Genomic DNA, 22,247 nt, shown 5'->3' with positions numbered 1-22,247 from the left:
ACAGACGGGCCGCCGGGCCGCCGGGCCGCCGGGCCGCCGGGCCGACAATCGGATCACGTAAAGTGGTGACCCGTGAAGATCGCGCTGTTGGACTCCGGAATCGGGCTGCTCGCAGCGGCCGCCGCGCTCCGCCGGATGCGGCCCGACGCGGACCTCGTGCTCTCCTGCGACCCCGACGGCATGCCCTGGGGCCCGCGTACTCCCGAGGACGTCACCGAGCACGCGCTGGCCTGCGCCCGCGCCGCCGCGGCGCACGGCCCCGAGGCGCTGATCGTCGCCTGCAACACCGCGACCGTCCACGCGCTGCCCGCGCTCCGCGCCGAGCTGGAGCCCGCCATCCCGGTCATCGGCACCGTGCCCGCGATCAAGCCCGCCGCAGCCGGGGCCCGCACCGTCGCGATCTGGGCGACCCCGGCGACCACCGGCAGCCGCTACCAGCGCGACCTGATCCGGGACTTCGGCAACGGCGCGACCGTCACCGAGGTGCCCTGCCCCGGTCTCGCCGACGCCGTCGACCGGGCCGACGAGGCCGCCACGGCCGCCGCGATCGCCGCCGCGGCGGCGCTCACCCCTGCCGACGCCGAGGCCGTCGTGCTCGGCTGCACCCACTACGAGCTCGTCGCCGACCGCATCCGGGCGGCGCTGGGCACCACGGCCCCGCTGCTCGGTTCCGCGGACGCCGTCGCCGCGCAGACCCTGCGGCGGATCGGAGCGGCGCCCGCCCCGGACAACGCACCGACCGGCGGCCTCGCGGTCATTCTGAGCGGCCGGCCTGGCGCGATCACGCCGCAGGCCCTGGCCTACCCGGAGGGACGCTTCCTCGCGGAGACCGCCGCGTCCGCCGCCCCGGGCACGGCTCCTGTCCTCTGAGGGGCCTATGAGGCTCCACTGACGGTCCACCGCCACCGGTCCCGTTCGCACGGCTGCCATCCGCCCCGCGGATGAGTACCCTGCTCACATGACGGACGCGCAGCGTGACGACGCGCGTACACCCCAGGTGTGGACGGGCCACGCCAGCAACCGTTTCCAGTGGCTGCTGGCGGGCGTGGGCGCTGCCTGCATGGCGCTGGGCATCGAACTCGCCGTGGACTCCGCCTACACCTCGGGCGTCGCGCCGCTGATCATGTCGGTGGTCGGCTGCATCGCGGCCGGGCTCCTGGTGCTGTTCGGCACCATCGCCTTCACCCATGTGCGCGTGAAGGTGGACCGGGACGGACTCCAGGTGCGCTGCGGCCACATCGGCGTGCCGCGCCGCAGCATCCCGTGGCACGAGATCAACGACGCCCACCTCGCGCCCCTGGTGAGCCCGCGGCACTGGGGCGGCTGGGGGTACCGCTGGCGCCCTGAGCAGGGCACGGCGGTGGTCGTCCGGCGCGGCCCCGGTGTCGTGATCGACCTGGGCAACGGGCGGCACTTCACCGTCACCGTGGACGACGCCGAGGGCGCCGTCCGGGCCATCCGCACCCGGCTGGGCCTGCGCCCGTAGGCGGGCGGCCGCCCGCCCACGGGTTCACCCGGGTGGCCCAGCGCGGGCCGCCGCGCGTCAGGACCGCTGCCCGGTCCCCGCGCGGTGGGCGGCGATCAGGTCGCGGTACCAGGCGTAACTCGACTTGGGAGTCCGCTCGGCCCCGTTGCCGTAGTCGACGTGGACGATGCCGAAGCGCTGACCGTACCCGCGGGCCCACTCGAAGTTGTCCAGCAGCGACCAGACGTAGTAGCCGCGCACGTCCACGCCCGCGTCGATAGCAGCGGCGAGCGCGTGGAGGTGGTCGCGCAGGTACGCCACCCGGTCCGGGTCGTCGACTCCGCCGTCGGCGGAGCGGACATCGGCCTCGGCGGAACCGTTCTCCGTGATCAGGACGGGCGGCAGCGACGGGTAGCGGTCGCGCAGTTCCAGCAGGAGCGCCGTGAACGCCTCCGGCACGACCGGCCAGCCCATGGTGGTGTGCCGCGTCCCGTACGGATCGGTCTCCCGCACGCCGATGTCGACCGCGGTGCGCCGCGCCGGGTCGGCCTCGCGGTGCGGGGCGTCCTCGACGGTGAGCGGGCGGTAGAAGTTCAGGCCCACGAAGTCCAGGGGGGCGCCGATGACCTGGAGGTCGCCCTCGCGGCGGTACGAGCCGTCGGCGAGCGCGCCCCACGTCGCGGTCTCGCCCGCCGGGTAGCGGCCGGCGAACAGCGGCTCCGTCCATGTGTCGTTGTGCAGGGTGACGGCCCGGCTCAGCGCGCCCCGGTCGGCGGCGGAGTCGCTCGCGGCCTCGATGCGGTCGAGGTTGAGGGTGATGCCGATCTCGCGCGCTCCCGCCGCGCGCAGGGCCGGCACCGCGAGGCCGTGGCCGAGCAGCAGGTGGTGGGCGGCGGCGAGCGCGCCCGTGCCCTCGCGGGCGCCGGGGGCGTGCCGGCCCTCGGCGTAGCCGACGAACGCCGAGCAGTAGGGCTCGTTGAGGGTGATCCAGCGGCCGACGCGGTCCCCGAGCCGTTCGGCGACGACGGCCGCGTAGGCGGCGAAGTGCTCGGCGGTCGCGCGGCTGCGCCAACCGCCCTCGTCCTCCAGGGCCTGGGGCAGGTCCCAGTGGTAGAGCGTGACGGCGGGGGAGATGCCGGCGGCGAGCAGGTCGTCGGTGAGGCGGTCGTAGAAGTCCAGGCCCTTGGAGTTGACCGGGCCCCGGCCGTCCGGCAGTACGCGCGACCAGGCGACGGAGAAGCGGTAGGAGCCGACGCCGAGGCCCTTGAGGAGCGCGACGTCCTCGGCGTGGCGGTGGTAGTGGTCGCAGGCGATGTCACCGGTGGCGCCGTCCGCGGTGTTGCCGGGGGTGTGGCTGAAGGTGTCCCAGATGGACGGCCCGCGGCCGTCCTCGTTGTGGGCGCCCTCGATCTGGTAGGCCGCGGTCGCGGCGCCGAAGAGGAATCCGGGCGGGAAGGACGGGAGTTCGGCGGGCATGGGAAGGGGCTCCCTCGGCTCGGTGCGGATGGGGGTGCGTGCGGTTCACGGCCGGGCGGGGCGCGGCCGCGGGCGGGGAGGCGCGACGCGCTCCGGCGCCAGCAGGACGGGGGCGATCAGCCGCGAAGCGGCGGCGGGACCGGGCGGGACGCCCTGCGCACGGGCGTCGATCGCCTCCACGGCCAGGCGGACGACCTCGGCGGACATCTCCTCCACGGGCAGTTCGACGCGCGGCAGTTCGCGTCCTCCGACGTCGTCCGGGAGGTTGCCGACCGCCACGACCGACAGGTCCTCGGGGACGCGCAGCCCCTCGGCGGTGACGGCGGCCAGGATGTGCGGCAAGGCGGCGACATGCTGCACGACCAGCGCGGTCGGCGGGCGTTCGCCGCAGAGCAGGGCACGGAGCACCTGCGGCAGCCGCGGGATGTCGCCGGTCGACTCGCGGACCGCGACGTCCGCGCCGGTCCCGGCCGCGGCCCGGCGGGCGCCGGCGACGCCGCGGACCGCGTAGCCGCGCCGGGCCCGGAGTTCGTGGTCGGTGGTGGCCAGGAACGCCACGTCGCGGTGCCCGGCCGCCACGGCCGTGCGCACCGCCAGGGCGGTCGCGGCCTCCCAGTCCAGATCGGTCCAGGGCTCCCGGTCGTCGGCCGAACGTCCCAGCAGGGCGGTGGGGAAGGAGAGTTCGCGCAGCGCCTCGATGCGGGGGTCCTCCATCTCGACCGCCATCAGGATCGCGGCGTCGGCCTGCCGGCTGCCCGCGATCCGGCGCAGCCCCGGGACGCCCTCCCGCGCCGTCGTCAGCAGGACGTCGTAGCCGTGCGCCCGGGCCGCGTCGCTGATGCCGATGGCGAACCGCCCGTCGACCGCCCGGTAGCCCCCGGCGACCCGGGGCAGTGCGAGGGCGAGGACCTGCGTGCGCGTGCTGCGCAGCGTCCGCGCGCTCGCCCGCGGGTGGTACCCCAGTTCGTCGATCGCCTGACGCACCGCGCGGCGCGTGTCCTCGGAGATCTTGCGGGACCCGCTCAGGACGTACGACACGGTGCTCGGCGCGACCCCCGCGCGCTCCGCGACGTCCTTGATCGTGGCCATGCGGTTCCTTCCGGCGGTGGATCGGTGGAGCGAATCCATGCATCGAATCGATTCGACAACATCACGATGGTAGGCCGCCGCCGGGACCCGCGGCAAGTGTCTGTCCGTGGGACCGTCGTCCGCCTAGAGTGGGACGTATCAGGCCATGGGGGGCGGGATCATGATGTGGTCGGCGGCCGGGGACACGGACATCGCGGCGGAATCGGTCATCGCGCTGATCGGCTTCGCCGCGGGTGTGGTGCTCGCCTCGGTCAACGCGGTCCATGCCCGTCACAACGAGAGCCGCCGCCAGCGGGCCGAGCGCGCGGGCGACGCACTGGTCGACTTCATGCGCGGCATCGCGGAGAACGCCCAGTACCGCGGCCGCCTCTACGGAGCGGGACCCGCCGTGACGGCCGCACGGGCGGCCGAGCTGGAGGACCGGATCACCGAGTCCCTGGTGCTCGTTTCCTCCGCGAAGGCCCGCCTGGCGACCTACGGCAACGCGGAGGCAGGCCGGATACTCGCCGCGATCGAGCGGGACGGCGGCTTCGTCGGCTCCGGTCCCGTGGCCCAGCGGCGCCTGTCCGAACTCGTCGCGGCGCTGCGCGCGGAGCTGCGGCTCAGCGGCAATCTGAAGGCCGAGGAGATCCGCGACGTCCTCTTCGGCCCGCCGCGGGGGCCGTCGTCGGCGTGAGCCGGTGCCGGTCGCGACGGGCGGCGGCATCGAGGGCCGTCAGCGGCCTGACGGGGGCCCGTCGCGGGTGGGACGCGAGGTGGCGAGTCCAGCCAGCAGGCCCGCACCGGCGGTGACGGCGGCGTAGCTGAGGACGTGGTCGACGGCGGACTGCATGGCCAGGCCCGTCAGCGCGGCCGCCGCCGTGAGGACGACGGGTGTGCCGCGCGGTGAGCGGTGCAGGGCCCACAGGAGCCAGACGTAGCAGCCGGCGAGGAGCGCGACGCCGGGGACACCCTGCTCCGCGGCGAGTTGGAGCGGGGCCGACTGGGGCTTGCCGCTGCCGGCCGGGTTGTCCGCCGCCGGCTCCCCGCCGGCGTCCTCCACCTCCGCGAACCGTCCGGGACCGATCCCGCGCACCGGGCTGGTCGCCGCGGTGTGCAGGGCCTCGTGCCAGAGCCTGACGCGTGCGGGCGTGAGCTGGCCGGACAGGGACGCGGACAGGCCCGGCGGCAGGGCGTCCACGGCGACCGCGTACGTGCCGCCGACGGCCACGCAGGTGGCCAGCGCCAGTCCTGCGAGCCCGATCAGCCGCGGCGTGCGGTCGGCGGCCAGGGAGCACAGGAGCACGCCGAGCGAGGCGGCGAAGCCCGCCGCGGAGCCCAGCCCGAGGGCGATCAGGGCCGCCAGCACGCCGAGCAGCCGCAGCCCGAGCCGCACAAGGCCCGGGCGGGAGGCCCAGGCGGCGCAGCACGCGGCGCCGGTCGCCAGCACCATGAGGGCGGCGTCGGCATTGGCGTACCCCAGCGGCGGGGTGTGCGGTCCGTGCGACAGGCGTCCGGGCGGCAGCAAGGTGAGCGCGATCGCGCCCGCGGCCGCCGCGGCGGGCACGAAGACCGGCCGCAGGGCCCCGCCGATCCGTCCGGCCGCGAACCCGGCGGCGACCGCGAGGACCGCGAGCAGGAAGCCCTCGGGACGCGCGGGACGGCCGATCGCCGAGACCAGCGCCCACACCGTGCTCGTGACCAGGAGTGCCGCGCCGACGGCGTCGGTGCGCCCCGGTCGCGGGCTGTCGGGCGGGGCGTCGCCGGTGATGCCGGCCGCGTCGCCCGTTGTCGTCCTCATCCCGAACCCCCTGACGCCACCCCGCGCGGGCCCCGGGGGTCACGGTAACCGCTGTGATGTGGTGGTGTGGATATGTCGCGCGGTAACACCGGGGCGCTCGCGGCGTCCGGGCCGGCACGGCGGACATGATCCACGCGAGCACGTAGGCTCGAGGCGTGCCGATTCCCGAATTCCTCCGCGAGCTGCGCGCCCTCGTCGGCCACCGGCAGCTGCTGCTGCCCGGTGTCACGGCGGTCGTCTTCGACGACGACAATCGCGTCCTGCTCAACCGCCGTGCCGACAACGGACGCTGGTCCCTGATCGGCGGCATCAGCGAACCCGGTGAGCAGCCCGCCGAGACCGCCGTCCGGGAGGTGCTGGAGGAGACCGGCGTCCTGGCGGTGGCCGAACGCGTCGTCCTGGTGCAGACGATCAAGCCGGTGCGCTACCCCAACGGCGACCGCTGCCAGTACGTCGACATCACCTTGCGCTGCCGTGCGGTCGGCGGCCGGGCCCACGTGGCGGACGACGAGTCGCTGGAGGTCGGCTGGTTCGACGTGGACGGGCTGCCCGATCTCGGAGGGCACGGCCAGTTGCGCCTCAAGCACGCGCGCAGCGACGGGCCCACCTGGTTCGAGCCCGCGGGGCCGCCGGAAGAGTGAGTGTGGGGTGCGCCCACCAGCCCGTACGCGACTGTGGGCGTTGCCCACATCGGTGCGGGCGCCGTCGTTGCCTAGCCTCGTGGCCATGACGGACTCCACCTCCCAGCCGGGCGTCCCCGACCTGGGCGGCCGCACCGCTCTCGTCACCGGCGCCGCGGGCGGCATCGGCCGCGCATGTGTGCTGCGGCTGGCCGCCGCGGGCGCCAAGGTACGTGCCGTGGACCGCGACGCCGAGGGCCTGGCGGCCCTCGTCGAACGTGCCGCGGCCGACGGCCGCCCCGGTGCGGTCGAGGCGCTCACCTTGGACCTCACCGACCTCGACGCCGCCGAGCACGCCGCCGCCGGCACCGACATCCTCGTCAACAACGCGGGGCTCCAACTGGTGCGGCCCATCGAGGACTTCCCGCCGGAGGTCTTCTCCACTGTGCTGCGGGTGATGCTGGAGGCCCCGTTCCGGCTCCTGCGCGGCGCGCTGCCGCACATGTACGGGCAGGGCTGGGGCCGCGTCGTGAACATCTCCTCGGTGCACGGATTGCGCGCCTCGCCGTTCAAGAGCGCCTATGTGGCGGCCAAGCACGGTCTCGAAGGCCTCTCGAAGACCGCCGCGCTCGAAGGTGCCGCACATGGGGTGACCTCCAACTGCGTGTGCCCCGGCTATGTGCGCACTCCGCTGGTGGAGCGGCAGATCGCCGACCAGGCGGCCGCGCACGGCATCGCCCCCGAGCGGGTGGTCGGCGAGATCCTGCTCGCGGACTCCGCTGTGAAGCGGCTGGTGGAGCCCGAGGAGGTCGCCGAGATGGCCGCCTATCTGTGCTCCCCGCAGGCCTCCTTCGTCACCGGCGCCTCATTGACCATGGACGGCGGATGGACGGCACATTGATCTGCCGGTATCCCTGACACCGTGCCCGACCACGACGACCTCTCCGGCCACCACGACTCCTCCGCCCGGGACGACCACGAGGACACCAGCGGCCCCATGCCTCCGTACGGACCCGCCGACGCGCCGTACCTGCGGCTGCTGGCCCGTGGTGCCCCGGTGGAGGAGTACGAGCGCCCGGTCCTGGCCGCGCGGGCCGAGGGGGCCGCGCCCACCGCGCTCGCCGAGCTGGAGCAGGCCAAGCTGCTGGCGTTGCGGGTGCGGGCCGAACTGGAGGGCCGACGAAGGCGCGAGGCCGAGCTGTCGGCGCTCTTCGAGACGGCCGGCGACCTCGCGGGGCTGCGCGACCTGGACTCCGTGCTGCAGGCCATCGTGCACCGGGCGCGCTCCCTGCTCGGCACGGACGTGGCCTATCTGAGCCTGATCGACCGCAAGGCCGGCGACACCTACATGCGGGTCACCGAGGGTTCGGTCTCCGCGCGCTTCCAGCGTGTCCGGCTCGGCATGGGGGAGGGGCTCGGCGGGCTGGTCGCCCAGACCGCCATGCCCTACGTCACCGAGTCCTACTTCGACGACGAACGCTTCTGCCACACCTCCCCGATCGACTCCGCGGTGCACGACGAGGGCCTGGTCGCGATCCTCGGCGTGCCCCTTGTGCTGGGGACCGGGGTCATCGGCGTGCTGTACGCGGCCGACCGGCGGGCCCGGGTCTTCGAGCGGGAGCAGATCGCCCTGCTGGCCTCGCTCGCCTCGCTCGCGGCCGTCGCCATCGACACGGCCAACCTCCTTGAGGAGACGCGCTCGGCCCTCGCCGACCTGGGCGCGGCGAACGAGACCATCCGCACCCACAGTGCGGCGCTGGAGCGGGCCTCGGAGGTGCACGACCGGCTGACGGAACTCGTGCTGCGCGGCGGGGGCGTCGACGACGTCGCCGACGCGGTCTCCCATGTGCTCGCCGGAACGGTCCGCGTGGTGGGCCACGACCACGAGCCCGTCCCCGGCGAACTGGCCGACGCCGTCGCGCGATCCCGCAAGGACGGCCGCGCCGTCCGCCAGGGCGGCACCTGGACCGCCGCCGTCACCGCGGGCGGTGAACTCCTGGGCGCGCTGCTCCTGCGGGGCCACCCGGAACTCGGTCCCGTCGACCAACGCACCCTGGAGCGGGCCGCGATGGTCACCTCCCTGCTGCTGCTCGCCCGCCGCAACGCCGCCGAGGCCGAACAGCGCTTCCGCGGCGAACTACTGGACGACCTGCTCGACGCCCCGCACCGCGACCCCCGCCTGCTGCGCGAGCGCGCCGGACGGCTCCGCGCCGACCTGGACGCCCCGCACATCGTGCTGGCCGCGCGCATCGACGGCGAGACCGACGGCAGCGCCGACCGGCTCCGCCTGTGGTCCGCCGCCTCCCACATCGCGGCAACGCACCGCGGCCTGGCGGCGGCCAGGGACGGCGGCACCGTGCTGCTGCTCCCGCTCGAAGGAAACTCCGATGCCTCGTCCGCCTCGTCGACGGCGCGCCGCATCGCCCGCGAACTCGGCAGCGCGGTGCAAGCCGCCGTCACCGTAGGGGCGTCCAACCCGGTCGCCGCGCCGGCCGGCCGCCCGGGATCCGTGGCCCTCGCCTATGCCGAGGCCCAGCGCTGCGGCGACGCCCTGCGGGCCCTCGGCCGTGCCGGAGAGGGCGCCGCGGGGGCCGACTTCGGCTTCCTCGGCCTGCTGCTCACCGACGCCCGGGACGTCGACGGCTTCGTCCACCGCACCATCGGGAACGTCGCCGACTACGACGTGCGCAGGGGCACGGAACTCGTCCGCACCCTCGACGCCTACTTCTCCAGCGGCATGAGCCCGGTGCGCACCAAGGACACCCTCCACGTGCACGTCAACACCGTCGCCCAGCGGCTGGAGCGGATATCCCAACTCCTCGGCCCGGACTGGCAGTCGCCGGACCGCGCGCTGGAGATCCAGCTCGCGCTGCGCCTGCACCGGCTCTCCTCGGGTCAGGACTGATCCAGGGCCACGACCAGCTCCACCTCGAAGCCGTCATCGTTCTCCAGATAGGCGGCGCAGTGTCCCTCCCCGCCCGCGTGCGGGTGCCGGTCGGGGAACAGCAGCCGCCGGCCGATGCCTGCGGCGCCCTCCACCAGGCCGTCCGGCGCGACCCGGTCCGCGACGTGGAACGCCAGGTGGTTGAGCCCCGTCCGGCGCCGTTCGTACGGGCCGGGGACGAGATCCGGCGACTGCTCGACGACCACATAGGCCGGCCCGAGCCGCCAACTACGGCCCGCGGGCCACTCCTGGTACGGCTGGTAGCGCATCTCCTCCAGCAGCCAGCCCCATTCGGCACTCGCCCGCCCGAGGTCGGGCACCCACGACTCCACATGGTGCAGCACCTCCGTCCGCCCTCCGTGTCACACGCCGTCACTCACGGCTACGACGCTGGACCCCGCCACCGACAACGGTGGCGGGGTCCAGCGTCGTGAGCGTGTACGTCCGGGCCGGGGGGCCTCAGCCGGCCGGGGCCGACCGGGCCAGCGGCGTCTCGTCGGCGGTCTGCGGTTCCACGGCCGCGAGGTCGCGCCCGCGGGTCTCCCTGGCCACGGAGACCGCGACCAGGGTGATGACGGCGGCGAGGATGACGTACAGGGCGATCGGCGTGGCGCTGTCGTAGTCGGCGAGCAGGGCCGTCGCGATGAGCGGCGCCGGGGCGCCGGCCGCGACCGAGGCGAACTGGGCGCCGATCGAGGCGCCCGAGTAGCGCATCCGGGTCGCGAACATCTCCGAGAAGAAGGCGGCCTGCGGTGCGTACATGGCGCCGTGCAGGACCAGGCCGACGGTGACGGCCAGCAGCAGCGCCGGGAAGCTCTTGGTGTCGATGAGGGCGAAGAAGGGGAACGCCCACAGGCCCACCCCGGCGGCGCCCAGCAGGTAGACCGGCTTGCGGCCGATCCGGTCCGAGAGCGCGCCCCAGGCCGGGATCACCGCGAAGTGCACGGCGGAGCCGATGAGCACGGCGTTGAGCGCGGTCTGCTTGCCCAGGCCCGCCTGCGTCGTCGCGTACACCAGGACGAAGGCGGTGATCACGTAGTAGCTGATGTTCTCGGCCATGCGCGCGCCCATCGCCACCAGGACGTCGCGCCAGTGGTCGCGCAGTACGGCGACCAGCGGCATCCGCTCCACTGCCGCGGTCTCGGTCCTGCGGGCCTCGGCGCGCGCGAGGGCCTCCTTGAAGACCGGCGACTCGTCCACGGAGAGCCGGATCCACAGGCCGACCAGCACCAGGACGCCGGACAGCAGGAAGGGCACGCGCCAGCCCCAGGAGGTGAACGCGGCGTCGGACAGCAGGGCGGTCAGGGCGGACAGCACGCCGGTGGCCAGGAGCTGTCCCGCGGGTGCGCCGGTCTGCGGCCAGGAGGCCCAGAAGCCGCGCTGCCGGGCGTCCCCGTGCTCCGACACCAGCAGCACCGCGCCGCCCCACTCGCCGCCCAGCGCGAATCCCTGCACCAGGCGCAGCGCGGTGAGCAGCACTGGAGCGGCCGAGCCCAAGGTGGCGTGGGTCGGCAGCAGGCCGATGCAGAAGGTCGCGCCGCCCATGAGCAGCAGGCTCAGCACCAGGAGGCGCTTGCGCCCGAGGCGGTCCCCGTAGTGCCCGAAGACCAGCGCGCCGATGGGCCGTGCGGCGAAGCCCACCGCGTAGGTGAGGAACGACAGGAGGGTGCCGACCAGCGGATCCGAGCCGGGGAAGAACAGCTTGTTGAAGACGAGGGCGGCGGCGGACCCGTAGAGGAAGAAGTCGTACCACTCGATGGTCGTGCCGACCAGGCTCGCGGCGACGATCCGCCGGAGGCCGGCCGGCGGTGGGGGAGCGGTTACGGGGGAAGCCATGTGCACCACTTCCAGGCGGTTGTCGGGGACGTTTCCGTGTCGGCACAACGTAGGAAGACGCAGGTCACCGGCCCATGTGGTGGGACACCATAGTTAATGTGCGGGATATGCGCGCGGGCACCACGGCGCGGCTGCGGGGGAGGCCGGGAATGCGCCGGCAGGGGGGCGCCGGGAGTCCGGTGGCGGCATCCGGGCGGTGGGCGCCGCCGCCGTGGGCAGGGTCCCGTCGAGAGGGGTGCGGTCACGAGATATCTTGATGTCGAGCAATGTTGCAATGTTGCAGACGTGGAGCGGAGCACCCGGTGACTGACTCGACCATCATCTATACGCACACCGACGAGGCGCCGGCGCTGGCGACGTACTCGTTCCTGCCCGTGATCCAGGCGTACGCCTCCACGGCCGGCGTCGCCGTGGAGACCCGCGACATCTCCCTGGCCGGGCGGATCATCGCGAGCTTCCCCGAGTACCTGGAGGAGGGCCAGCGCATCCCGGACGCCCTCGCGGAGCTCGGCGAGCTGGCGAAGACCCCGGCGGCGAACATCATCAAGCTGCCGAACGTCTCGGCCTCCATCCCGCAGCTGAAGGCCGCGGTCGCGGAGCTTCAGGAGCAGGGCTACGCGCTGCCGGACTACCCGGACGACGCGAAGTCCGACGAGGACAAGGACGTCCGCGCCCGCTACGACAAGATCAAGGGCAGCGCCGTCAACCCGGTCCTGCGCGAGGGCAACTCCGACCGCCGCGCCCCCGCGTCCGTCAAGAACTACGCCAAGGCGCACCCGCACCGCATGGGCGCGTGGTCGGCCGACTCGAAGACCAATGTCGCGCACATGACCGGTGACGACTTCCGGTCCACCGAGAAGTCCGCGGTGATCGCCGAGGACGGCTCCCTGCGCATCGAGCTGCTGGGCGACGACGGCACGACCACGGTGCTGCGCGAGTCGGTCCCGGTGCTCGCGGGCGAGGTCGTGGACGCGTCCGTCATGCGGGTCGCGGTGCTCCGCGAGTTCCTGGGCGAGCAGGTCGCCCGCGCCAAGGCCGAGGGCGTGCTGTTCTCCGTGCACCTGAAGGCCACGATGATGAAGGTCTCCGACCCGATCGTCTTCGGCCACGTGGTGCGCGCGTTCTTCCCCAAGACCTTCGCGCAGTACGGCGAGGCCTTCGCGGCCGCCGGCCTGACCCCGAACGACGGTCTCGGCGGCATCCTCAAGGGCGTCGAGGCGCTGCCCGAGGGCGCGGAGATCAAGGCGTCCTTCGAGGCCGAGCTCGCCGAGGGCCCGGCGCTGGCGATGGTCGACTCCGACCGCGGCATCACCAACCTGCACGTCCCGAGCGACGTCATCGTGGACGCCTCCATGCCGGCCATGATCCGCACCTCCGGCCACATGTGGGGCCCGGACGGCCAGGAGGCCGACACCCTGGCGGTGCTCCCGGACAGCAGCTACGCCGGCATCTACCAGGCCGTCCTCGACGACTGCCGCGCGCACGGCGCCTTCGACCCGGCGACGATGGGCTCGGTCCCGAACGTCGGCCTGATGGCGCAGAAGGCCGAGGAGTACGGCAGCCACGACAAGACCTTCGAGGTCCAGCACACCGGCACCGTCCGCCTGGTCGACCGGGCCGGCAACGTCGTGCTGGAGCAGGCCGTCTCCGCGGGCGACATCTTCCGCGCCTGCCAGACCAAGGACGCGCCGATCAAGGACTGGGTCAAGCTCGCCGTCACCCGCGCCCGTGCGACCGGCGACCCGGCGGTGTTCTGGCTGGACGCGGAGCGCGCCCACGACGCGAACCTGATCGCCAAGGTCGAGCAGTATCTGCCGGAGCACGACACCGAGGGCCTGCAGATCGAGATCAAGTCGCCGGTCGAGGCGACGAAGTTCTCCCTGGAGCGCATCCGCCGCGGCGAGAACACGATCTCCGTCACCGGCAACGTGCTGCGCGACTACCTGACCGACCTCTTCCCGATCCTGGAGCTGGGCACCAGCGCCAAGATGCTGTCGGTGGTCCCGCTGATGAACGGCGGCGGCCTGTTCGAGACCGGCGCCGGCGGCTCCGCGCCCAAGCACGTGCAGCAGCTGGTCAAGGAGAACTACCTGCGTTGGGACAGCCTGGGCGAGTTCCTGGCCCTCGCGGTCAGCTTCGAGCACCTGGCGACCACCACGGGCAACGCCCGCGCCCAGGTCCTGGCCGACACCCTGGACCGCGCCACCGGCACGTTCCTCAACGAGGACAAGTCGCCCAGCCGCAAGCTCGGCGGCATCGACAACCGCGGCAGCCACTTCTACCTGGCCCTGTACTGGGCCCAGGAGCTGGCGGGGCAGACGGACGACCCGGAGCTGGCCAAGGCCTTCGCCCCGCTCGCCCAGACGCTGTCGGACAAGGAGCAGACGATCGTCGACGAGCTGATCGCCGTCCAGGGCTCCCCGGCCGACATCGGCGGCTACTACCAGCCCGACGCCGTGAAGGCCGCGGCCGTCATGCGCCCGTCGGCCACGCTCAACGAGGCTCTGGCGATCCTCGGCTGACCCGGCCCTCACGTACGCGAACGAACCGCCCCGGCTGGAGGATCAGCCGGGGCGGTTCGCTTCGTGCGGCGCGCGTCAGGCGAAGACGCCGTCGAGCCAGCGCTGCCAGCGCTCCGCGGCTTCCTTGCCGTCGGCGCCGGCCGAGAAGTCGTGCACGCTGATGCCGACCGGTGCGCCGAAGTGGTTGCGGCCGAAGACCCGGTACATGGCGTCGGTGGTGCGCACGCCGACGAAGTACGGGTTGCGGAAGTCCACGACGGCGTCCACGGGCGCCGCCACGCCGGGCAGCCGCAGGCGGACACCGGCGCCCTCTGCGGCGTCGTCGGGTACGCCGAGGGCGCGGCTGACGGCTTCCAGGGCGTCCGGCGCGGTGGAGGCGGCGGGGCCGTTGACGGTCGCGAAGGCGGCGGGGCGGCCCGCGAAGTGCGTCAGGTACTGACGCAGGGTGTGCAGGTAGAAGTCGGTGTGCTTGCTCGCGCCGTCGTACTGGGTGTCCCAGTCGTCGACGAAGATGCCGCTGTGCACGTAGCGGACCCGGCAACCGCCGTCCCCGCGGGCCTCGATGACGTGCTCGAGCTGGTTGAAGGCCTGGTTCCCGACGCCGTCGGGGAACTCCGCGCGGGCGGTCAGGTGGTGCGGCGGGTCCCAGACGGTGAGGACGCCGCCGAAGGGTGCGGCGCCGCCCTGGCGGGGCTCGAACTCCTGGGGCCAGAGCCAGCCCGCCGAGCCGGTGGTGACGGCCTCCCAGACCTCCTCCGGTGCCGCCTCGACCTCGAACTCGCGGACGATCTCGAATTCCTTGCCCATGGGGGTGCTCTCTCCTCGTGCCCGCTGACGTGCGGGGCGGATGTGGTGTGCGGAGGCGGTGGGGCGCTGCGGTGCGGGCACGGCTCCTACGCCTGCTCCTCGACGGCCGGCGGGGTTTCGGGCGTTGACTGCCCTGCGGTCACCGGGTCCTTGACGGTGGGATGGAGCGCGACGACGATGCGGTGCTCGCGGCCGCCCTCGGCGTCCGCGTCGTGGTACCGGGCGATCAGCGCGCTCACGCCGCGGGTCAGCTCCTCGACGAAGGCGGCCCGGTCGGCGGCGGACGCGAAGCGCACCTCGCCGTCCAGGGCGTAGGTCGCCAGCCGCTGGCGGGCCCTGGCCGCGCCGGTGATCAGGGTGCCGACGTCGCGCACCAGGCGGGCGGCGACGGCCAGCAGCCAGCGGGCGGACAACTGGTCGCGGAACCGGCCGGGGTCGGGCTGCACGGCGGCCAGCGCGAGCGGTGAGATGACGTACGAGGCGGCGGTCGCCTGCATCAGCCGCTCGGTGACATTGCCCTTGCGGCGTTCCCCGGCCAGTTCCACCAGGCCGTGCGTCTCCAGCGCCCTGAGGTGGTAGTTCACCTTCTGCCGGGGCAGCCCGACCCGGGCGGCGAGCATGGTCGCCGACGCGGGACCCCCGGCCAGCTCGGCCAGGAGCCGGGCCCGTACGGGGTCCAGGGAGGCGGCGGCGGCCGCGGAGTCCTCGATCACGGTCACGTCCAGCATGGCCCCAGACTCTCACCGAACAATATTTTTGTCCAGACTCATCACCTTGTCGGGCGCTCCCCGCGACACCCGCCGGTAACCGCGAAGGCGGTGACGAAACGCCGATTTCACCGGACGAGCGAGCACCCCTGACATCGCTCTGATCGGCATCCGCGCAGGTGACGCGACGGAACGCCCGGGCCCCCAGTGCGTTACAGCGTGGTACTCCACCCCGCGCCCCCCGGCTCCTAAGGTCAGCCGACAAGCGGCCCGGAGCCCGTCTCCGGGGTCCGCGCATCGCCGCGTGTCGGAGGGAAGACCGATGAGTCGAGTTGTGCGCGCAGCACTCGTGCAGACCAGGTGGACCGGCGACAAGGAATCGATGGTCGACCTGCACGAGCGGTACGCCCGTGAGGCCGCCGCCCGGGGGGCGCAGGTGATCGGGTTCCAGGAGGTGTTCAACGCCCCCTACTTCTGCCAGGTCCAGGAGCCGGAGCACTACGGCTGGGCCGAGCCCGTGCCGGACGGTCCGACCGTGCGGCGCATGCAGGCGCTGGCCAAGGAGCTGGGCCTGGTCATGGTCGTGCCGGTCTACGAGGTCGAGCAGGCGGGCTTCTACTACAACACCGCAGCGGTGATCGACGCCGACGGCTCGTACCTCGGCAAGTACCGCAAGCACCACATTCCGCAGGTCAAGGGCTTCTGGGAGAAGTTCTACTTCAAGCCCGGCAATCTCGGCTGGCCCGTCTTCGACACCGCGGTCGGCAAGGTCGGCGTCTACATCTGCTACGACCGGCACTTCCCCGAGGGCTGGCGCGCCCTCGGCCTTGCCGGGGCCGAACTGGTCTACAACCCCTCCGCGACCTCCCGCGGGCTGTCGGCCTACCTCTGGCAGCTGGAGCAGCCGGCCGCCGCCGTCGCCAACGAGTACTTCGTGGCCGCGATCAACCGCGTCGGCCAGGAGGAGTACGGCGACAACGACTTCTACGGCACCTCGTACTTCGTCGACCCGCGCGGTCAGTTCGTCGGCGACGTGGCCTCCGACAAGGAGGAGGAACTGGTCGTCCGCGACCTGGACTTCGGGCAGATCGAGGAGGTCCGCCGGCAGTGGGCCTTCTACCGGGACCGCCGTCCCGACGCCTACGGCCCGCTGACCGAGGCCTGAGGGGAGGGACGCGGGACATGAGCCGGATCCTGATCCGCGGCGGACTGGTCGTCACCGCCGCCGAGGAGACCCCCGCCGACGTGCTCGTCGAGGACGAGCGGATCGTGGCCCTGGCCGCCGCCGGCAGCACCGTCGCCGAGGGCTGGACAGCGGACACCGTGATCGACGCGACCGGGATGTACGTCATCCCGGGCGGCGTCGACGCGCACACGCACATGGAGCTGCCCTTCGGCGGCACCTTCGCCTCCGACACCTTCGAGACCGGAACGCGGGCCGCCGCGTGGGGCGGGACCACCACGATCGTGGACTTCGCCGTGCAGTCCGTGGGCGAGCCGCTGCGCGCCGGGCTCGACGCCTGGCACGCCAAGGCCGAGGGCAACTGCGCCGTCGACTACGCGTTCCACATGATCATGTCTGATGTCACCGAGGACAGCCTCAAGGAAATGGACCTCCTCGTGGACGAGGGCGTCACGTCCTTCAAGCTGTTCATGGCCTATCCGGGGGTGTTCTACAGCGACGACGGCCGCATCCTGCGCGCGATGCAGCGCGGCGCCGACAACGGCGGCCTGATCATGATGCACGCCGAGAACGGCATCGCCATCGACGTACTGGTCGAGCAGGCGCTGGCCGCCGGGAAGACCGACCCGCGCCACCACGGCGAGGTCCGGAGGGAGTTGCTGGAGGCGGAGGCCACCCATCGCGCCATCCGGCTCGCGGAGGTCGCCGGCTCGCCGCTCTACGTCGTCCACGTCTCCGCGCAGCAGGCCGTCGCCGAGCTGGCCACCGCGCGCGACCGCGGCCTCAACGTCTTCGCCGAGACCTGCCCGCAGTATCTGTTCCTGTCCACGGACAACCTGGCCGAGCCGGACTTCGAGGGCGCCAAGTACGTCTGCTCCACCCCGCTGCGTCCCAGGGAGCACCAGGCCGAGCTGTGGAAGGGCCTGCGCACCAACGATCTGCAGGTGGTGTCGACGGACCACTGCCCGTTCTGCTTCGTGGGGCAGAAGGAGCTGGGCCGGGGCGACTTCTCGAAGATCCCCAATGGTCTGCCGGGGGTGGAGAACCGGATGGACCTGCTGCACCAGGCCGTGGTGGACGGCCACATCAGCCGCCGCCGCTGGATCGAGATCGCCTGCGCCACCCCGGCGCGGATGTTCGGGCTGTACCCCCGCAAGGGCACCATCGCGCCGGGCGCGGACGCCGACATCGTGATCTACGACCCCGCGGCGGAGCAGGTCGTGTCCGCCGCGACCCACCACATGAACGTCGACTACTCGGCCTACGAGGGCAAGCGCCTGACCGGCAAGGCCCGTACCGTCCTGTCCCGCGGCACCGTGGTCGTCGACCAGGACCGCTACCTGGGCCGGGCCGGCCACGGCCGCTACCAGACCCGCGCGACCTGCCAGTACCTCGTCTGACCACACCCAGCCACCCCAGGGAGCAGAGCAATGGATTTTGGTCTCGTCCTGCAGACGGACCCGCCCGCCGCCGGGGTCGTCGAGCTCATGCGGCGCGCCGAGCGCAACGGCTTCACCCATGGCTGGACGTTCGACTCGACCGTGCTGTGGCAGGAGCCGTTCGTCATCCACAGCCAGATCCTGGCGCGGACCGAGCGGCTGGTCGTCGGGCCGATGGTCACCAACCCGGGTACCCGTACCTGGGAGGTGACCGCCTCCACCTTCGCGACGCTGAACGAGATGTTCGGCGACCGGACGATCTGCGGCATCGGCCGCGGCGACTCCGCGATGCGGGTCGCGGGCCGCAAGCCCAACACCCTCGCCCGAATAGAGGAGGCCATGCACGTCATCCGCGAACTCGCCGAGGGACGCGAGGTGGACCTCGGCGGCGGCACGGTGGTGAAGTTCCCCTGGGTGCGCCCCGGTGCCGAACTGCCGGTGTGGATGGCGGCGTACGGTCCGAAGGCACTGGCGATCACTGGGGCGAAGGCGGACGGCTTCATCCTGCAGCTCGCCGACGTCTATCTGACGGAGTGGATGGTCAAGGCGGTCAAGGACGCGGCGGTGGCCGCCGGCCGCGACCCGTCGGCGGTGAAGGTCTGCGTGGCCGCGCCCGCCTACGTCACCGAGGACGACTCGCCGCAGGCCCTGGCCCACGCCCGCGAGCAGTGCCGCTGGTTCGGCGGCATGGTCGGCAACCACGTCGCCGACCTGGTGACCAAGTACGGGGAGGAGTCCGCCGCCGTCCCCCAGGAGCTGACGGATTACATCAAGGCCCGCGAGGGGTACGACTACTCGCACCACGGCCGCACCGGCAACCCCGACACCGCGTTCGTCCCCGACGAGATCGTCGACCGCTTCTGCCTCATCGGCACCGCGGAGCAGCACATCGAGAAGCTGCGCGCCCTGAAGGCCCTCGGCGTCGACCAGTTCGCCCTGTACGACATGCAGGACGCCAAGGAGTCCGTGATCGACGTCTACGGCTCCACCGTCATTCCCGCACTCCGCGGCTGACCCCGGCCCCTTCATCCCCCCGCACGGCACGTTCGATCCCCGATCCCCGCCTCGAACGAAGGGGGCTGCCATGACAGCCACCGCTCCACCGCCGGCCGGCAGAGCCGGGGCCGACGGCCGCGTCGAGCTCGCGCCCGACGCGATTCCCTCCGGCCCCTACGCCAACCAGGACCTGCTTCCGGTACCGCTCGCCCAACGGAAGTGGACCACGTACAACTTCACCGCCCTGTGGGTCGGCATGGCCCACAACGTCGCTTCCTGGACCCTCGCCTCGGGCCTGGTCGCCCTCGGCATGGACTGGAAGCAGGCGGTCCTCACCATCGCCCTCGCCAATGTCGTCGTGCTGGTGCCGATGCTGCTCACCGGCCACGCCGGCCCCAAGTACGGCATCCCCTTCCCGGTGTTCGCCCGTGCGTCGTTCGGGGTGCGCGGCGCCAACCTGCCCGCCCTGGTCCGGGCCGCGGTCGCCTGCGTCTGGTTCGGCATCCAGACCTGGATCGGCGGCTCCGGCATCTTCCTGCTCGCCGGGAAGCTCTTCGGCGACTCGTGGGCGAGCGCCGGGACGATCGGCGGATACCCGTGGACGCAGTGGCTGTCCTTCGTCGTCTTCTGGATCATTCAGGTCGCGATCATCGTGCGCGGCATGGAGATGGTCCGCCGCTTCGAGAACTGGGCGGCGCCCTTCGTCATCGTCGGCGCCATCGCGCTGCTGATCTGGATGACGAACAAGGCCGGCGGCCTGGGCCCGCTGCTCGACCAGCCCTCCGCGCTCGGCTGGGGATCCGGGTTCTGGAAGGTCTTCTTCCCCGCGCTCATGGGCATGATCGGCTTCTGGTCGACGCTCTCCCTCAACATCCCCGACTTCACCCGCTACGCCGCCGGGCAGCGCGCCCAGCTGTGGGGCCAGTCCCTGGGCCTGCCGACCACGATGACGCTGTTCGCGCTGCTCTCGGTGCTGGTCACCTCGGGCTCGCAGGCCGTGTACGGGGAACCGATCTGGGACCCGGTGGCGCTGGCCGCGAAGCTGGACAACTGGGCCGGGGTGCTCTTCGCGCTGATCACGGTCCTGGTGGCCACCTTGTCGGTGAACATCGCGGCCAACGTGGTCTCGCCCGCCTTCGACCTGTCCAACATCGCGCCGCGCCGGATCAGCTTCCGCACCGGTGCCCTGATCACCGCCGTGGTGGGCGTCGTCATCTTCCCGTGGAAGCTGCTGGCGAGCCCGCAGGCGTACATCTTCACCTGGCTCGGCACGGTCGGCGGACTGCTCGGCACCGTGGCCGGCATCCTCATCGCCGACTACTGGATCGTCCGCCGTACCCGGCTCGAACTCGCGGACCTGTACCGGACGGAGGGACGCTACTGGTACGACGGCGGCTGGAACTGGCGGGCGCTGGCGGCCTTCACCGTGGGCGGCGTCCTCGCCATCGGCGGCTCGCACTCCGGGCTCGACGCCAAGGGCGTCAAGCAGGGGCCGTTCCCCGTCGACGGCATGATCCCGTTCCTCAAGCCGCTCGCCGACTACGGCTGGGCCGTCGGCCTGGCTGCGTCCCTGGTCGTCTACCTCCTGCTGACCCGGCTCGCCCCCGACCGCAGGAGCTGACCTCCGGCCGCCCGTGCGCGGGGCCCGGGCCCCGGCCGCCTCAGCGGTCGGCCCCGGGCCCCGCGGCGCGCTGCGCCTCGTGCGCGAGGAGCGCGACGTACAGCGAGGTCAGCTGCTCCCAGTCGTCCAGGTCGATGCCGAGCAGGGCCTCGATGCTCTGCAGCCGCCGGTAGAACGCCGGCCGGCTGACGTGGTGCATCTGCGCCGCCGCCGACTTGTTGCGGCCGGTGTCCAGATAGGCGCGCAGCGCCTCCAGCAGCGCCGGGTTCCGCAGCAGCGGGCCCAGCTCCCGCCCGATGAAGGCCTGGAGTTCCGGCTCGTCCCGCAGCAGCCGGACCAGGCCGCGCAGCCGCACGTCCCGCAGCCGGGCCACGGGTGACGCCGGGGGCCCGGCCACCGCCGCGTCCGCGACGTGCACCGCCTCGACGAAGGAGCGCCGCACCTCGTCCAGTTCGCGGCAGCCGAAGCCCGCCCCGGCGACCGCCGTGCGGCCCCGGGCCGCCAGTTCCTCGTGCACCTGGACCGCGACCCGCCGCACGGCGGCATCGGTGTCCTGCCCGTACGGGACGCTGAGCAGCACCGCCGTGCCCGCCGGGCCGATCCGGGCCACCAGGCCCGCCACGTCCGGATGCTCGGCCAGCGCGTGCTCGATCAGCTCGGGAAGGTCGTCCCTGCCGTCCGGCGCCGGACCGAGGGGGCGTACGACCACGGGAACGAAGACGCGCCGGTTGACCGGGAGCCCCGCCGCGCGCACCCGGGTCAGCAACTGCTCGGGGCGGGCGGTGCCCGAGGCCAGGTCGAGCAGCAGCGACTCGGCGGCCTGGTCCTCCCAGCCCCGGTCGCGGTCGCCCAGCAGGCGGTGCATGGCCAGCGCCTCGGCGGCGCGCGCCCCCAGCACCCGGCCCGACTCCTCCGTGCCCTGGTGGCCGACGAGCACCAGCCGGCCCCACTGCTGGCCCCGGGCCTCCAGCGGCGCCACGATCCAGCCGTCCGGTCCGACCGTCACCGCCCCGCTCCCCGCGAGCTCGGCCACCTGCCGGGAGACCCGCTCCCAGTCCCGCAGCAGGCCGTTGAGCGACCCCTGGTCCCCGGCCGAGGCCAGCACGCGCTGCGCGAGGTTGACCACGAGCGCCGGGCAGCCGCTCAGCGCGGCGATCTCGTCCAGCACCCGTTGCAGCGTCGCGCCGGAGAGATTGAGCACGGTCAGCGAGGACCGTATCCGTTCCGACAGGTCGAGGGCGGCGAACCGGCCGTGCACCAGGCGCGCGTGCACCTCCTCGGTGAGCCGGGCGAACGGCGCGGGCCGGTGCAGCACGATCAGCGGCACCCCGCAGCGCTCGGCGGCCCGCCGCATCGGCTCGGGCGTGGTGCGGAAGGCGCGGCCGAGGCCCAGGACCACGGCGGCGACGTCGGCCCGCTGCATCGACTCCACGTACTCGCGCTGGGCCCGTTCGTCGCCCGCCAGCAGCAGACCGGTGGTGAGCACCATCTCCCCGCCGCTGAGCATGACCCCGACGTCCAGCGCCTCGGCGACGTGCAGCCAGCGCACCGCGCGGTGCAGGTGCGCGGAGCCGGCGACGACCTCCGGCCCCCAGGGCGTGACGAGGTCCAGGTCCAGGACGTCGCGCACGGTCAGCCGACCCGCCGTGTGCGGCGGGGGTGCGTCCGGTCTGTCGTCGCCCACGCGATCACGCCCGTCCCTCGTCCTGCCAGGGGTGGGAGTCTAGTCACCGTCGCCGCGACCGGGCGGGTGAGCGGCCCG

Annotated in this window: 19 protein-coding genes; 11 read left to right on the top strand and 8 right to left on the bottom strand. The window is 73.1% G+C overall.

The window, feature by feature from the left end; all coding sequences use genetic code 11:
- Positions 1 to 72 precede the first annotated feature (72 nt).
- Entirely contained in the window at positions 73 to 870 is a 798-nt protein-coding gene (locus tag ACIP64_RS32775) for a glutamate racemase (RefSeq protein ID WP_401593935.1), read from the top strand.
- An 88-nt stretch (positions 871 to 958) separates the two neighbouring features.
- The gene (locus ACIP64_RS32770) at positions 959 to 1,486 is read left to right on the top strand and encodes a hypothetical protein (protein ID WP_401593932.1); all 528 of its coding nucleotides are present in this window, start codon (positions 959 to 961) and stop codon (positions 1,484 to 1,486) included.
- Between the two features lie 57 nt (positions 1,487 to 1,543).
- Here ACIP64_RS32770 and ACIP64_RS32765 read toward each other — a convergent pair whose 3' ends face one another.
- A complete protein-coding gene (locus ACIP64_RS32765) occupies positions 1,544 to 2,941 on the bottom strand; it encodes a GH1 family beta-glucosidase (RefSeq protein ID WP_401593929.1) in 1,398 nt (465 codons plus the stop codon).
- 45 nt (positions 2,942 to 2,986) lie between these two features.
- Positions 2,987 to 4,030: a LacI family DNA-binding transcriptional regulator gene (locus tag ACIP64_RS32760; RefSeq protein ID WP_401593925.1), complete on the bottom strand. Its 1,044-nt coding sequence runs from the start codon at positions 4,028 to 4,030 to the stop codon at positions 2,987 to 2,989.
- A 145-nt stretch (positions 4,031 to 4,175) separates the two neighbouring features.
- Between ACIP64_RS32760 and ACIP64_RS32755 the strand changes: the two genes are divergently transcribed.
- Complete coding sequence (locus tag ACIP64_RS32755) at positions 4,176 to 4,706, top strand: hypothetical protein (protein ID WP_401593923.1); 531 nt, start codon at positions 4,176 to 4,178, stop codon at positions 4,704 to 4,706.
- 39 nt (positions 4,707 to 4,745) lie between these two features.
- Here the strand turns inward: ACIP64_RS32755 and ACIP64_RS32750 are convergent, their stop codons facing one another.
- The gene (locus tag ACIP64_RS32750; protein WP_401593920.1) at positions 4,746 to 5,810 is read right to left on the bottom strand and encodes an O-antigen ligase family protein; all 1,065 of its coding nucleotides are present in this window, start codon (positions 5,808 to 5,810) and stop codon (positions 4,746 to 4,748) included.
- A gap of 155 nt (positions 5,811 to 5,965) precedes the next feature.
- Here ACIP64_RS32750 and ACIP64_RS32745 point away from each other — a divergent pair, with 155 nt between their 5' ends.
- The 3 genes from ACIP64_RS32745 (at position 5,966) to ACIP64_RS32735 (ending at position 9,335) form a co-directional block, all read left to right on the top strand.
- Positions 5,966 to 6,451 carry an NUDIX hydrolase gene (locus ACIP64_RS32745; protein ID WP_401593917.1) on the top strand — a complete coding sequence of 162 codons (486 nt, stop codon included), beginning with the start codon at positions 5,966 to 5,968 and terminating at the stop codon, positions 6,449 to 6,451.
- Between the two features lie 85 nt (positions 6,452 to 6,536).
- The gene (locus ACIP64_RS32740) at positions 6,537 to 7,331 is read left to right on the top strand and encodes a 3-hydroxybutyrate dehydrogenase (RefSeq protein ID WP_401593914.1); all 795 of its coding nucleotides are present in this window, start codon (positions 6,537 to 6,539) and stop codon (positions 7,329 to 7,331) included.
- A 96-nt stretch (positions 7,332 to 7,427) separates the two neighbouring features.
- Positions 7,428 to 9,335, top strand: coding sequence for a helix-turn-helix domain-containing protein (locus ACIP64_RS32735; protein ID WP_401594029.1), 1,908 nt, complete (start codon positions 7,428 to 7,430; stop codon positions 9,333 to 9,335).
- On the opposite strand, the gene ACIP64_RS32730 is transcribed toward ACIP64_RS32735, so the two are convergent.
- Together ACIP64_RS32730 and ACIP64_RS32725 are read right to left on the bottom strand one after the other, a co-directional pair.
- The gene (locus ACIP64_RS32730; protein WP_401593910.1) at positions 9,326 to 9,718 is read right to left on the bottom strand and encodes a VOC family protein; all 393 of its coding nucleotides are present in this window, start codon (positions 9,716 to 9,718) and stop codon (positions 9,326 to 9,328) included. The two genes, ACIP64_RS32735 and ACIP64_RS32730, sit on opposite strands and share 10 nt — an antisense overlap.
- 115 nt (positions 9,719 to 9,833) lie before the next feature.
- A complete protein-coding gene (locus ACIP64_RS32725) occupies positions 9,834 to 11,210 on the bottom strand; it encodes an MFS transporter (protein ID WP_401593907.1) in 1,377 nt (458 codons plus the stop codon).
- Between the two features lie 302 nt (positions 11,211 to 11,512).
- On the opposite strand from ACIP64_RS32725, the gene ACIP64_RS32720 reads away from it, so the two are divergent.
- The gene (locus ACIP64_RS32720) at positions 11,513 to 13,732 is read left to right on the top strand and encodes an NADP-dependent isocitrate dehydrogenase (protein WP_401593905.1); all 2,220 of its coding nucleotides are present in this window, start codon (positions 11,513 to 11,515) and stop codon (positions 13,730 to 13,732) included.
- Between the two features lie 75 nt (positions 13,733 to 13,807).
- On the opposite strand, the gene ACIP64_RS32715 is transcribed toward ACIP64_RS32720, so the two are convergent.
- Both ACIP64_RS32715 and ACIP64_RS32710 read right to left on the bottom strand, forming a co-directional pair.
- On the bottom strand, positions 13,808 to 14,539 hold the full coding sequence (locus tag ACIP64_RS32715) for an SRPBCC domain-containing protein (protein WP_401593902.1): 732 nt from the start codon (positions 14,537 to 14,539) through the stop codon (positions 13,808 to 13,810).
- Positions 14,540 to 14,625: 86 nt separating this feature from the next.
- Entirely contained in the window at positions 14,626 to 15,267 is a 642-nt protein-coding gene (locus ACIP64_RS32710; protein WP_401593899.1) for an ArsR/SmtB family transcription factor, read from the bottom strand.
- A 301-nt stretch (positions 15,268 to 15,568) separates the two neighbouring features.
- Here ACIP64_RS32710 and ACIP64_RS32705 point away from each other — a divergent pair, with 301 nt between their 5' ends.
- The 4 genes from ACIP64_RS32705 (at position 15,569) to ACIP64_RS32690 (ending at position 20,485) form a co-directional block, all read left to right on the top strand.
- Positions 15,569 to 16,411, top strand: coding sequence for a nitrilase-related carbon-nitrogen hydrolase (locus ACIP64_RS32705; protein ID WP_401593896.1), 843 nt, complete (start codon positions 15,569 to 15,571; stop codon positions 16,409 to 16,411).
- 17 nt (positions 16,412 to 16,428) lie between these two features.
- Positions 16,429 to 17,829 (top strand): dihydropyrimidinase, encoded by a 1,401-nt coding sequence (gene hydA / locus ACIP64_RS32700; RefSeq protein WP_401593893.1) that lies wholly within the window; start codon positions 16,429 to 16,431, stop codon positions 17,827 to 17,829.
- Between the two features lie 30 nt (positions 17,830 to 17,859).
- The gene (locus tag ACIP64_RS32695; protein WP_401593891.1) at positions 17,860 to 18,882 is read left to right on the top strand and encodes a TIGR03842 family LLM class F420-dependent oxidoreductase; all 1,023 of its coding nucleotides are present in this window, start codon (positions 17,860 to 17,862) and stop codon (positions 18,880 to 18,882) included.
- Positions 18,883 to 18,952: 70 nt separating this feature from the next.
- Entirely contained in the window at positions 18,953 to 20,485 is a 1,533-nt protein-coding gene (locus ACIP64_RS32690) for an NCS1 family nucleobase:cation symporter-1 (RefSeq protein ID WP_401593888.1), read from the top strand.
- Between the two features lie 40 nt (positions 20,486 to 20,525).
- On the opposite strand, the gene ACIP64_RS32685 is transcribed toward ACIP64_RS32690, so the two are convergent.
- Positions 20,526 to 22,169: a PucR family transcriptional regulator gene (locus ACIP64_RS32685; RefSeq protein WP_401593885.1), complete on the bottom strand. Its 1,644-nt coding sequence runs from the start codon at positions 22,167 to 22,169 to the stop codon at positions 20,526 to 20,528.
- Positions 22,170 to 22,247: the final 78 nt, after the last annotated feature.

This window comes from Streptomyces sp. NPDC088733, from assembly GCF_044751185.1.
Lineage (GTDB): Bacteria > Actinomycetota > Actinomycetes > Streptomycetales > Streptomycetaceae > Actinacidiphila.
This window is presented reverse-complemented; position numbering and strand designations above follow the sequence as displayed.

Coding starts and splice junctions, on each gene's coding strand:
- ACIP64_RS32770 (WP_401593932.1), top strand. CDS start 959: ATGACGGACGCGCAGCGTGACGACGCGCGTACACCCCAGGTGTGGACG.
- ACIP64_RS32765 (WP_401593929.1), bottom strand. CDS start 2,941: ATGCCCGCCGAACTCCCGTCCTTCCCGCCCGGATTCCTCTTCGGCGCC.
- ACIP64_RS32760 (WP_401593925.1), bottom strand. CDS start 4,030: ATGGCCACGATCAAGGACGTCGCGGAGCGCGCGGGGGTCGCGCCGAGC.
- ACIP64_RS32755 (WP_401593923.1), top strand. CDS start 4,176: ATGGGGGGCGGGATCATGATGTGGTCGGCGGCCGGGGACACGGACATC.
- ACIP64_RS32750 (WP_401593920.1), bottom strand. CDS start 5,810: ATGAGGACGACAACGGGCGACGCGGCCGGCATCACCGGCGACGCCCCG.
- ACIP64_RS32740 (WP_401593914.1), top strand. CDS start 6,537: ATGACGGACTCCACCTCCCAGCCGGGCGTCCCCGACCTGGGCGGCCGC.
- ACIP64_RS32735 (WP_401594029.1), top strand. CDS start 7,428: ATGCCTCCGTACGGACCCGCCGACGCGCCGTACCTGCGGCTGCTGGCC.
- ACIP64_RS32725 (WP_401593907.1), bottom strand. CDS start 11,210: ATGGCTTCCCCCGTAACCGCTCCCCCACCGCCGGCCGGCCTCCGGCGG.
- ACIP64_RS32715 (WP_401593902.1), bottom strand. CDS start 14,539: ATGGGCAAGGAATTCGAGATCGTCCGCGAGTTCGAGGTCGAGGCGGCA.
- ACIP64_RS32710 (WP_401593899.1), bottom strand. CDS start 15,267: ATGCTGGACGTGACCGTGATCGAGGACTCCGCGGCCGCCGCCGCCTCC.
- ACIP64_RS32705 (WP_401593896.1), top strand. CDS start 15,569: ATGAGTCGAGTTGTGCGCGCAGCACTCGTGCAGACCAGGTGGACCGGC.
- hydA (WP_401593893.1), top strand. CDS start 16,429: ATGAGCCGGATCCTGATCCGCGGCGGACTGGTCGTCACCGCCGCCGAG.
- ACIP64_RS32695 (WP_401593891.1), top strand. CDS start 17,860: ATGGATTTTGGTCTCGTCCTGCAGACGGACCCGCCCGCCGCCGGGGTC.
- ACIP64_RS32690 (WP_401593888.1), top strand. CDS start 18,953: ATGACAGCCACCGCTCCACCGCCGGCCGGCAGAGCCGGGGCCGACGGC.